Annotated in this window: 13 protein-coding genes and 3 pseudogenes; 10 read left to right on the top strand and 6 right to left on the bottom strand. The window is 33.4% G+C overall.

Translation table 11 applies throughout. The features are described 5' to 3' along the window. Both ACFIMP_RS08880 and ACFIMP_RS08885 read right to left on the bottom strand, forming a co-directional pair. Positions 1-373, bottom strand: a pseudogene (locus ACFIMP_RS08880) (hypothetical protein); the annotation flags it as partial. Positions 374-688: 315 nt separating this feature from the next. Next, positions 689-1,150 carry a S24 family peptidase gene (locus tag ACFIMP_RS08885; protein ID WP_375686282.1) on the bottom strand — a complete coding sequence of 154 codons (462 nt, stop codon included), beginning with the start codon at positions 1,148-1,150 and terminating at the stop codon, positions 689-691. A gap of 220 nt (positions 1,151-1,370) precedes the next feature. On the opposite strand from ACFIMP_RS08885, the gene ACFIMP_RS08890 reads away from it, so the two are divergent. From ACFIMP_RS08890 to ACFIMP_RS08900, 3 genes are all read left to right on the top strand, one after another. Next, positions 1,371-1,688 (top strand): hypothetical protein, encoded by a 318-nt coding sequence (locus ACFIMP_RS08890; protein ID WP_375632673.1) that lies wholly within the window; start codon positions 1,371-1,373, stop codon positions 1,686-1,688. Between the two features lie 55 nt (positions 1,689-1,743). Beyond that, on the top strand, positions 1,744-2,151 hold the full coding sequence (locus ACFIMP_RS08895; RefSeq protein ID WP_375638809.1) for a hypothetical protein: 408 nt from the start codon (positions 1,744-1,746) through the stop codon (positions 2,149-2,151). 77 nt (positions 2,152-2,228) lie between these two features. After that, a complete protein-coding gene (locus ACFIMP_RS08900) occupies positions 2,229-2,477 on the top strand; it encodes a hypothetical protein (RefSeq protein ID WP_375686283.1) in 249 nt (82 codons plus the stop codon). 27 nt (positions 2,478-2,504) lie between these two features. Here ACFIMP_RS08900 and ACFIMP_RS08905 read toward each other — a convergent pair whose 3' ends face one another. Next, the gene (locus ACFIMP_RS08905; RefSeq protein ID WP_375638813.1) at positions 2,505-3,080 is read right to left on the bottom strand and encodes a hypothetical protein; all 576 of its coding nucleotides are present in this window, start codon (positions 3,078-3,080) and stop codon (positions 2,505-2,507) included. A gap of 207 nt (positions 3,081-3,287) precedes the next feature. On the opposite strand from ACFIMP_RS08905, the gene ACFIMP_RS08910 reads away from it, so the two are divergent. The 3 genes from ACFIMP_RS08910 to ACFIMP_RS08920 all read left to right on the top strand — a co-directional run bounded on the left by ACFIMP_RS08910 (position 3,288) and on the right by ACFIMP_RS08920 (position 5,740). Then, entirely contained in the window at positions 3,288-3,539 is a 252-nt protein-coding gene (locus tag ACFIMP_RS08910; RefSeq protein WP_375638815.1) for a hypothetical protein, read from the top strand. Positions 3,540-3,718: 179 nt separating this feature from the next. Beyond that, positions 3,719-4,201, top strand: coding sequence for a hypothetical protein (locus ACFIMP_RS08915; protein WP_375652358.1), 483 nt, complete (start codon positions 3,719-3,721; stop codon positions 4,199-4,201). A gap of 999 nt (positions 4,202-5,200) precedes the next feature. Next, complete coding sequence (locus ACFIMP_RS08920; protein WP_375610935.1) at positions 5,201-5,740, top strand: hypothetical protein; 540 nt, start codon at positions 5,201-5,203, stop codon at positions 5,738-5,740. Here the strand turns inward: ACFIMP_RS08920 and ACFIMP_RS08925 are convergent. From ACFIMP_RS08925 to ACFIMP_RS08935, 3 genes are all read right to left on the bottom strand, one after another. After that, complete coding sequence (locus ACFIMP_RS08925) at positions 5,724-6,578, bottom strand: hypothetical protein (protein WP_375610934.1); 855 nt, start codon at positions 6,576-6,578, stop codon at positions 5,724-5,726. The genes ACFIMP_RS08920 and ACFIMP_RS08925 overlap by 17 nt on opposite strands. A gap of 245 nt (positions 6,579-6,823) precedes the next feature. Then, on the bottom strand, positions 6,824-7,252 hold the full coding sequence (locus tag ACFIMP_RS08930; protein WP_375610933.1) for a type II toxin-antitoxin system HicB family antitoxin: 429 nt from the start codon (positions 7,250-7,252) through the stop codon (positions 6,824-6,826). A gap of 67 nt (positions 7,253-7,319) precedes the next feature. After that, positions 7,320-7,511, bottom strand: a complete 192-nt coding sequence (locus tag ACFIMP_RS08935; RefSeq protein WP_375610932.1) for a hypothetical protein — start codon at positions 7,509-7,511, stop codon at positions 7,320-7,322. 303 nt (positions 7,512-7,814) lie between these two features. On the opposite strand from ACFIMP_RS08935, the pseudogene ssb reads away from it, so the two are divergent. From ssb to ACFIMP_RS08955, 4 genes and pseudogenes are all read left to right on the top strand, one after another. Further along, positions 7,815-8,266 (top strand): annotated as a pseudogene (ssb, locus tag ACFIMP_RS08940) (single-stranded DNA-binding protein). A gap of 10 nt (positions 8,267-8,276) precedes the next feature. After that, positions 8,277-8,815: pseudogene (locus ACFIMP_RS08945) on the top strand (hypothetical protein). Between the two features lie 66 nt (positions 8,816-8,881). Further along, positions 8,882-9,082 carry a type II toxin-antitoxin system HicA family toxin gene (locus tag ACFIMP_RS08950; RefSeq protein ID WP_375638821.1) on the top strand — a complete coding sequence of 67 codons (201 nt, stop codon included), beginning with the start codon at positions 8,882-8,884 and terminating at the stop codon, positions 9,080-9,082. Further along, positions 9,079-9,474 (top strand): type II toxin-antitoxin system HicB family antitoxin, encoded by a 396-nt coding sequence (locus ACFIMP_RS08955; RefSeq protein ID WP_375652359.1) that lies wholly within the window; start codon positions 9,079-9,081, stop codon positions 9,472-9,474. The genes ACFIMP_RS08950 and ACFIMP_RS08955 overlap by 4 nt, the downstream gene beginning before the upstream one ends. Positions 9,475-10,050 lie beyond the last annotated feature (576 nt).

Below are 10,050 nucleotides of genomic sequence, written 5' to 3' on the forward strand. Positions count from 1 at the left end.
TAAAGCACATCACAAGGACGCAAACGGTGTTGTTGTTCGTAAGTACCGTAAATCTCATCATTATATTTTTCGTCTGCGATCTCGCCTAAAAGTTTATTGTAACATCACTTTCTCATATAAAATAATGAACCTCACTATCCTCATAGAGACGTTCGATATTTTCTTTTACATATGCTTCTGCGATCTCTTCAGAAATGTCTTCACAGTTCTTTTCAGAAGGATTGATGCGAAAGATTTGGATTGCATCATCTACCTCATCAACAATGCTTAGAATTTGGCTTTCATCCAGTGGTCCTGACCGACCAATGTTTTGATCATTATTATAGACAACTAATAAAATTTCATCGGAATTTATAAGAATTGGATTTTCCATAATTTCTCCTCCCCAACGCCTCTTGGCAATTGTTTGTGTGTGGTTTATGGATACCAATGTAGTGTATTTAAGAACATATGTTAATACATATGTACCGATTTTAGAAATTTTTACATAAATATAAAAATTCACTTAGAAAATTAAAACTGTAATTACTAAAAAAGGGGTATATGTTTAGAATAGCTAGAGCTTTAGTAATACTAATTACATTGAATTTTAATATTCTAATCGATTATTTTGCAAATATTTGCATAATTCTCTCCTTAACAGAAATATACGATAAGAAGAAAATTATGCTCATATGATTTAACTATTTTAAAATCTCGGTGGTTTTATCCAGTCTATAGGAGCAGCCCAAATTAATGCAATATCTTTTATTTCTGGATACAACCTATTTAAACTCTCTAAATTAAATAAACCAGGCTTACTACCTTGCTTTATTATTTTGACAAAACAACGTCCATCTTGCGTATAGACAATTGCTTTTTTATTAAGAAGTAAACTTGGAGAAATGTTTTCTGAATAAAATAAAATGGATTTATCTTCAATGAAAGGTTCCATTGAATCGCCTTCAACTTTTACTGCGTATGTATCCTTTGTAATATACGGAGGCATTTCCACTTCTTCAAGCCAACCATCTTCATAGGGGATAATTTCTGAACCTGCTCCTACATATCCCATTAAGAGTATAGTTTTTTTTCGTGGAAGTGGGTATTTCGTGATTTCCTCAATTGCTATACCTTCTTGTGCACTTATTCCTCGTTCACCTGTCAGCATTTTATTGACTGCAGAGCGGTAGATAGGGCGATGTACCTTCTCACTTAGTTGTCTGGCAAGCTATGATTGAGATAATCCAGATTCTTGTAAGGCTTCACTTAGCCAAATTTTCATAATGTTATTCATGGTTTCCATTATATCTTTGTTAGAAAAAAAATCTTTTGTGATTTTCGTTACATTTTCTATTGATATTGTACCTAAATAAGCCACAATATGACTTATGAAACAATTTTCGGAAATAATAAATTTATTAGGTGGGGTTCGTAGAGTATCTCAGTTGCTTGGGGTTCATAGAACACGCATGTACGTCTGGCTCCGTCCTGTATCAAAAGGCGGAACTGGTGGGAGAATTCCGACAAAACATATCCCAATTCTTTTGAATAAAGCTAAAAGAATTGGAGCACCGATTAAGGCAGAAGACTTTTTCTCGTTTTTTTATAGGACGCAATCATGTGATTCTAAATTATCTTCACATTCTGCTTTTATTGCTGCCCCTACAGATAATAATGAACATCAACAGCACCATTCACACTCTTAAAGAAGAAAGATCAGAGATAGTAGATGTCTCACAGATCACTATAAGCAAAGTCCAGTTGATTGATCTTGTTAATAAGATTGGACAGGAAAACATATATTATGGTGTCCTTTCGCCTCAAGATGCATGTTTTGAAATAAGCATAGATCCCTCATCAACAGGTTGTTTTGTCTATATGCTGCATAGTATCTTTGCGCGTGATGATAGAAAATATTTTCCGTTATTGCCGTACGATGATTTTAATCAATGGTTTTTATCTGTGTTTACGCAAGCTTTTACAACTACAACTTGGTTTGATAATTATTTTTCTCAAGAGTTATCATCTTTTTATTGCTTAAATGAGCTGATCTTGTTTATAGTCTTAGTCAAAAATAGGCTTGATTTCTTAAGGGATAAACTCATCGAAAAAAGAAAAGAAGAAATCAAATTAATAAGATGCGTGCAATGTGTGTCTGAATTGAGTTAATCCAATTTTTCAAAACTTATAACTACGCGCTCTGCCATAGCGCACATATAAATACGCATCAACCATAAGGGGAGGAAATGAAAAAACCACCACGTTATACTTTTAGCTCTTCAGAAGATTTAATACATGCAATAGGTTTTCCAGATGGTTGTACAATTGTTTTTAGTAATTCTGATTGGAATTTTTCTTTTGATGAAAATAACCATTTAATAGCTAAAAATGCTTTAGGATCAAAGTTGTACTTAGAGGTACACTGTAACACACAAGCTTTCCAAGAGAAATTTCAGGGATTATTCGAGAAGCATAATAAGCGGTCTGCATATTAGATGAAGCGCTTCGTAATTGATATGCTTTTAATCGATCTGTTGCAGCCTCCATTTCATTCCATGATGATTGGATTCGTTTGGCTTCTTCTTTAGGGGAAATATACGTTCTAAAAAAATATTAGCATTAAAAATTTTTGTGAAATCATAAGTTGGAGAAAATTGAAAAGTAAGTTTAACAGAAGCCCCATATGTTCTATCAATATCGGCCCCAAATTGTATACCTATGATAGCAAAACATTTTGTATGGGCTGGAATATTTATAGACAATAATACTTTCGACGCAGGTACTTCAGGTGGGCTTATAAAATGAATTCTATCTTCGATATTATGGCAATAAGGTAAAGAAGGCGCATTAAATTGACCAACAGAAAGAAATACTTCAGGCCAAGAATTAGTATGTTCCCAGTTAATATCACTACATGGTTTCCGACAGTAAACACCAGAAACAGAATGTAATTTAATATCAAAGGGAGCTATATTGTGAAAATTAAACCATGCAATATCATCAGCAAACTCTTCATAACAAGATGTAATAAACAAAGGTTGCAGTGGAATGTTGTTTACTTGATTGTTTGTATTTTGAAGCACACCATTATCAGGCATTTTCCACCTTTATTTCGAATAATAATTACCGTCGAACGGCTTTGTAAAAATATTTTTAAATGGAATAGCAAATGACTAACACGATTTTCTGTCTTGATCTAGGGACAAAGACAGGCTGGGCGATATGTTCCAAAGACATGTGCCTAAAGACGACAACGAAGCAGACTCTTTAGCAATTTTATATTTAAAGAAAGAAGGGGGGTATACATGTCCAGTAAAATACCATGGACGAGACTTAATACAGACCAATGGCTATTTAAACTTTCTGATTTACCGCCTATGGAAGTCAATGTTTATGTGAAGTTGCGGATAAGAATGTTACACACGCGTGAACCTCTTTTGAATGATTCACAAATATTATCTCATTTTACTTGTTGTTCAGTAAAAAGATTTCAAAAGGCATTAGATTATTTATTTAGATTTGGACACATCATTTGCTTAGAAGATGGTCGTTTGTGAAATTCAGATGTTGAGGAAGAACTCAATAACTCAAACGAAAATTTAAATAAATTTTCAGAGAGCACAGAAGGCAGCGCAAGCAAAATGGGCAAAACATCATAAAGCAAAAACAATTAGTGATGATCAAGATGCTAAGCATGATGCTTGTGAGGATTCTAGCAATACACAAGCAATGCTTAATGATGTCATTAACAATAACATATATAATAAAAAAACTAAACTATCGTTTTAGAAAAAAAGAAATTTGTTCTGAAAGTTTAGAAACAAACGAACAGATTGACGAGCCAACAGAGGTTCATGCTTGCGAAAGCCAACCAAAGCAAATCACAACGGGTGTAGAAAACCAACCTCCCATTCACGAGCAAAAGAACGTTCCCAAAAAAGCGAAGCGGACTAGGTCAAAATATGGGTTTCTCTTACCTGCGGATTTTGAACCTAATTTGCAATACGCAATCGATCAAGGATTAACGCATCATGAGGCAGTGTCAGAATTTGAACGGTTCACAAATTACTGGATAGCAAACCCAGGTAAAAAGTGCAAACAAACGAGATTGGCAAAGGACTGGGTGCAATTGGGTTACACATCCAAAGTGTTTTTTTTTAGCACAGAAAAAAGCAAGATTAGAACAGGAGAAACGGTTAGGTGGTCATTATGGAAATGATCAGTCCGGGGTATCCATTGACTTTGAAAACTGGGAATACATTGACGAAACAGGAGGAGGCGCAAACCTTAGATGCTTGCAATCGTCTACAATCGTTGCTCTCTGTGAAAGCTTCAGTTAAGCAAATTGAGCAAGCTTCTTTCCTACTCTCAAGCATGAAGTCCCTGCGAACACAGATTCCAAAGCCGTTATCCTTTCCTATAGCATGATGCTGGAACGGATTTCAGCATATGCTCTGAAAAAGGGCGTCGAAGATATCGTAACTGGTCAAGCAATGGGGATATCAAAAACATTTATGCCAATTTGTGGAGAGCTTTTAGCTTATTGCCAGACAGTAGAAAATAACCTTCTTTCAAAAGCCGAAAGTGTACGTAGAGCAATTAAAATACACGTGAGAAAACACTCAAAGAAAAAACAGCGAAAGAGCACTTTAGACGACTAACGCTTGTTCACAAGCAAGAGCTTGAAGAAACTTTAAATGGTATTGGAGGAACAGTGAAAAACATTGCAGGTTAGCAAAATAGTGAAAAGTGGTGATCATTTTACGATTAGATATGCGTTTTAAGAGTGACTAAAAATTTTTTTTAAGGTATAATACTTTCCTAAAATTGTATGCAGTACCAAATTTATAAACTAAGTGAATCCTTTAATACAAATTAAGAATTTTAGGATGTGAAAATTTCAAGATATTTGTTTAAAAAACATAAATAGCTAGTATCAATGTAAAAAAATATTGCAGCAGTCATTAAGTTCTTTCGTGTATTTTTGAAATAACAGAGTGTTTCTTTAATCTTTATGAAAGGTTAGAGGATCTTAGTACTTAAAGCGATCATCAACTATAGATAAATAATAGATGAGGTTAACTAAAAGCAACTGGATGCAATAGAAGACGTTGCTATTAAAAGGAAAGCAAACGCGAAAAAACTAAAGGTAGTTTGTGCCTTCTATCAGAAAATAATTTAAAAAATTGAAATCATAATTTTTTCACAGGAAATGAGTATGTTTACAGATAAGCAACTAAGAGCCTTGTTTGGCATTATAGTTTTTATATTTTTATGTTTTTCAGGAATTAAAAAAAATATTGACTTTATTCAGGGTATTTTGACATTCGCATCTGTTGGTTTGATAATAGTAACAACTATTTTTGCAATTTTATGCAATTCTAATATTCCTTCTGAGTTGCAGAACAACCCAAAATATAAAGATGATGGTACAACGGGTTGGGTGAAACTAACACGTGATTTACAACAATATATGCACCGACTCTTAAATATAATAATTTTAGCGCTTGTCGTTTTAATTTTCCCAAATAGTTATAAAGAAACTGTTTCTTTGCCTGTCATTTTTAGGTATGTGGAACACAAATTTCCTTTTTCATTAGATACCATAATGTGGTACTCAGATATTGCTATTTGGTATTTAAACATTGTACTTTGGTATTATTTTTTATGCCGTGTACTCTTTCTTATGTTGTATACACGCAATTTAATAAATATATCTATCCTTACACTGCAGTGTTCCATTATAAAGCCACAGTGAAATTTCCGATTTCAAATATCAATTCTTTTTTTACAAAATCTTTATTATATCTGCCATTATCATCTTTAGATGATTTAATACGGATTCTATGCTGAAAACTCTCAGTATTAAATATTACATCGAACTTATCATATGTATCTCCCACAAAATTTAATTTGTGCAATATAGGATTTTTTTTATCTTTTTTTAAAAAATTCCACAAATATTCCCTTAAATTATTTTCTTCTTTAAATTTGATATCTAAGCTGAGTTCTATTTCAGTAACATCATCAGTGGGAAATGCATCAAGAGAATCTTTAGCCAACTCCACTAAGCATTTTGCTGATTGCTTTCCAAAAAGTTCTAATTGTTTTTGTTTTTTATATTTTAGTTTTATTTCTTTAATTGAATGCAATTTTTTTTCGAAATCTTGCTTATCAATAAGCTCAGGTAAAATATTAATTTCTTCCTTGAAATTTTCTTTGTAGTGTGACTGCAAGCATTGGTTTAGCTTTTTACTTGAAGAAAAAAGAATGAATTTTGTAGGAATCAAAACTCCAAAATATTGTTCATTTTGTTCAATTTGTTTTTTAGAACGCGGGTTAGGAACGCTTTGAAAGCCATTTTCGGAATCAATCACTTCAGGATTATAAGGACTTTCTTCTCCTGTTAAAACATAAACCCAATAGTAGGTACTTGATTCCACAAAAAGTTTTTCAATTGTTAAGGTAGCACATTGATTCTTCACGGTAAGAGTATACGTTCCTTCCTGCAAAAATTTATCGATACAATTTGTATTAACTAATTTTGAGTCTGTATCTATTTCATATTTATAAGAAAGGAAGTTAATGGTATTCATAAAGCTAACACAATTACAACGTTTATAGTCTTATGGGCGATAGATACTATCTAAGTTATCTCAGTGATTATGAAGTAGGTAGTTTGTATCTCAAATATCTCGTGTCTTTTAGAATCATTCAAGTGAAAGGTGGAGGCTATAAAATTTTAATTGTAGAAGCAATATGAGTTTTAGAAGATCTATTAAAAGCTGCTTAAGTTTAAAAGAAGTATGATCATCTTCCCAGCTTTTAAGTGGAGAAGAAATTAGGTTGCATCTTTGATTGTAATAACGACTTTCTTTCCAAGAACACTCAGTGTTTGCTCTAATGTTTGAAGCTTAGTTGGATAATTTGGATCAAGAATGCGTCTTGCTTCTGTTTCTTTTTTACCCAAACGATTAGCCAATTCTGTTTTTGTGATATTCGCTTCATTAAAGGCTTCTACCACTGCAAGTTTAAGAACATTCCATGCATCTACAGTAACCTCTACAAGGTCTTTATACTGTTGTGGCATTGGTAAAGGCAAACCGCGCATAGAATAGCTCCGTAATGCTAAAGCTAAAGCTTCAACAGCATTCTCTAATGCCTCTGCTCTATTTTCTCCAGCTGTTATTGCTTCTGGTACATCTGGAAAGGTTACAATAAAACCACCGTCTGGATCAGATTCCAGTTTTGCTTGATAAGTGTATTCCATGTTTAGGTATCCTCGCCATAATCGAAATGCTTTTAAAACGAAAAATCAAAGCCATTGAGAGAGTAACTCATACCCTCAACTGCTTTTTTATTATTTTCACGTAAAGTGGGGTCAATTCACCAGATTTTATAACGGTTGTCTTGTCTCCAAAAGTTACCAAATAATATGACCCTTTGCCTGCATCAGGAGCTTCACTGTAATGAATGCCTCTATTTCTGGCTTCTTTACGTAATTCTCTAAGCAGTGCTTCTCGTTTCATTTAGCCTCCCCCTTTACTTTATAAAATGAATATCGCACAAAAAGGTTCGATAGTCAACAATAAATCGAACAAAAAAGTTTGATACAGACTCTTAATGAAAGGATATTTATTGAAACGTTAAAAGCAGAAATAAGAAAGCCGTGCCATTTGTGTGACATGTTTTTTTGATGAATAATTTGTCAAATAATATTATAATGTAATACTTAAAAAACTGTTATTAATAAACTGAAATAATTGAAAAAATAAGCAAATAATGTTAAGGTTTTCTATGTATTAAAATACAAATTTAAGGTAAGAAAAAACATGCTAAATAAAGTGACGTTAATCGGGCGCCTTGGTGCTAATCCCGAAAGCAAAACAATGAATTCTGGAGCAGAAATAGTCAATTTTAGTATAGCGACTTCTGAGAGCTATACAGATAAAAAACCAATCAAAAAGTAGAGAAAACAGAATGGCATTCCATGGTGATTTTTAATCCACATTTAGCAAAAATTACACTTCAGTATCTCAACAAAGGTTCAAAGATTTACGTAGAAGGCAAATTACAAACACGCAAATGGCAAGATAAAAATGGGCATGACCGTTACACAACAGAGATTGTCTTACCACAATTCAAAGGCGAGTTGTATTTGCTTGATGTAAAGAAAGATCAATCGGCATCCCCTACCCCTTCACCCATTACTTCTCAAAATTATGCTATCGCTTCAGGTGCTCAAGATTATAGAACAGCTCTTAACGATAGTGTCCCATTCTGATTGATAACATATGACAAAGAGAAAAAAACGTACAAAACGCGGACGTCCTCGGATAAAAGGATGCATAAGAGAACCAAACGGACGCATCTCACGAGCAAAAACACCGCATGAACCCATGGATAAATTGGCAATTGAAATGCGTGCCAAACGCTTTGGCTTGACCATAGAAGAGGCTAAAAATCCGCTTTCCGGTACCTATATTGGGCGGCTTTATTTGCAAGGCGAAATCAATCAAGACCAATATGATGCTGCGCAAAAATATCTTGAAGTGAAAAACAATTACCTATGTGCAAAAGCATTGCCTAATGCAATTTATGATGAAATGCCTACAACTTCTGATAACGGAGCAAGAGAGAAATGGGCACAGAAGGCAACAGAACATCTTTTAGCTGTAAAAGATGTTGTGTTCAAGAAGCTCAATGTTTACACCGTCAATATAACCTTCATGCCGCATTACAGTATCTTGTCATAGAAGATCAATCACTACCACACCTTGTGCTTTCATTGCGCATTGCTCTTAATGCGCTTCATAAGCATTTTAGCCATTAAAAAGAATTGACATCAGATGAAAAATCATTAAAATGTGTATATATTTACACATTATGAGTTTAGGTAATGGAACAAGATAGCCGAAAAATCATTGCAAAATTAAAGCATGATGGCTTTGAACTTATCAAAGTGAAAGGTTCTCATCATAAATTTAAAAAAGATGATAAGGTTGTTATCGTTCCACATCCTAAAAAAAATCTTCCGATTGGTACAGCACGTTCTATCGCACAACAAGCAGGCTGGTTAAAAGAAGGAGAAGAAGAATGAAAAGATTTTTTGCTCTTGTTCATAAAGATGAAGAATCTGCTTTTGGTGTTCAGTTTCCTGATTTTGAGGGACTTTTTTCTGCTGCTGATGAAGAAGAAAATTTAATCGCAAATGCAACAGAAGCACTCCAACTTTATTGTGAAGATATAGTTAGAGTGCCTATTCCTTCAAAATTTGAAGAAGTTATACAACGGGAATCTGTCAAAACAGCTTTGTCAGAAGGAGCTTTTTTAATACAAGTTCCTTTTATTGAAAATGATTCAGAAGTCATACGCACAAATATATCAATTGAACGAGGGCTTTTACGTGCAATTGATAATTGTGCACAAGAGAGAGGTTTAACAAGATCTGCTTTTTTGGCAACAGCAGCGCGTCACGAGCTTAATATTTAGCTCTTCAATCTGGAAAAATTTATCACTCTAGATTTTTTTGCAAAAGCGTGTAATTGCATATGATCCGCGAGCTATTAATGAAAATCAAAAGGCGGCAGGCAAACAAAACGCTATAGTTAAGAGGGATATAACTATCATTGATACTATATACATGGCATCTAATATTTCTGGACCTGTCATTGCCTTTCCCTCCTATAATAATTTCACAATAATTTATAAAATCTAAAATGTTTTAGAAAATTCTATATATTCTATTTTAAAATAAAAAATATAGATTTTTTTGTTGACATGGTGTAAAAAATCGTATTTAATGACGATACTGTACTAGTTGTATTGTGTCTAAAATTCAAAAATATCCCCAAAAATTCAGCAAAATGTGAACTTGAAGCGTAGCTAAAAAGCTCTGTTTTCTTGTTATCTCTGGCTAATTAATTTTTCACAGAATAAAAATCAATAATTGACTAATTATGTCATTAATTATGACTCAAAAGGAGCCATAATGAAAGCTGTCATCACTAAGCCAATGTGTGTTGTTGGAGACAATAAAAGCACTGTTCGCTTTGAACCATCAACACC

Origin of the sequence: Bartonella sp. AP65SXKL, from assembly GCF_042195725.1 — a bacterium.
Classification (GTDB): Bacteria; Pseudomonadota; Alphaproteobacteria; order Rhizobiales; family Rhizobiaceae; genus Bartonella.

Coding starts and splice junctions, on each gene's coding strand:
- ACFIMP_RS08905 (WP_375638813.1), bottom strand. CDS start 3,080: ATGCCTGATAATGGTGTGCTTCAAAATACAAACAATCAAGTAAACAAC.
- ACFIMP_RS08890 (WP_375632673.1), top strand. CDS start 1,371: ATGAAACAATTTTCGGAAATAATAAATTTATTAGGTGGGGTTCGTAGA.
- ACFIMP_RS08930 (WP_375610933.1), bottom strand. CDS start 7,252: ATGGAATACACTTATCAAGCAAAACTGGAATCTGATCCAGACGGTGGT.
- ACFIMP_RS08925 (WP_375610934.1), bottom strand. CDS start 6,578: ATGAATACCATTAACTTCCTTTCTTATAAATATGAAATAGATACAGAC.
- ACFIMP_RS08935 (WP_375610932.1), bottom strand. CDS start 7,511: ATGAAACGAGAAGCACTGCTTAGAGAATTACGTAAAGAAGCCAGAAAT.
- ACFIMP_RS08910 (WP_375638815.1), top strand. CDS start 3,288: ATGTCCAGTAAAATACCATGGACGAGACTTAATACAGACCAATGGCTA.
- ACFIMP_RS08920 (WP_375610935.1), top strand. CDS start 5,201: ATGTTTACAGATAAGCAACTAAGAGCCTTGTTTGGCATTATAGTTTTT.
- ACFIMP_RS08915 (WP_375652358.1), top strand. CDS start 3,719: ATGATGTCATTAACAATAACATATATAATAAAAAAACTAAACTATCGT.
- ACFIMP_RS08900 (WP_375686283.1), top strand. CDS start 2,229: ATGAAAAAACCACCACGTTATACTTTTAGCTCTTCAGAAGATTTAATA.
- ACFIMP_RS08950 (WP_375638821.1), top strand. CDS start 8,882: ATGGAACAAGATAGCCGAAAAATCATTGCAAAATTAAAGCATGATGGC.
- ACFIMP_RS08885 (WP_375686282.1), bottom strand. CDS start 1,150: ATGCTGACAGGTGAACGAGGAATAAGTGCACAAGAAGGTATAGCAATT.
- ACFIMP_RS08955 (WP_375652359.1), top strand. CDS start 9,079: ATGAAAAGATTTTTTGCTCTTGTTCATAAAGATGAAGAATCTGCTTTT.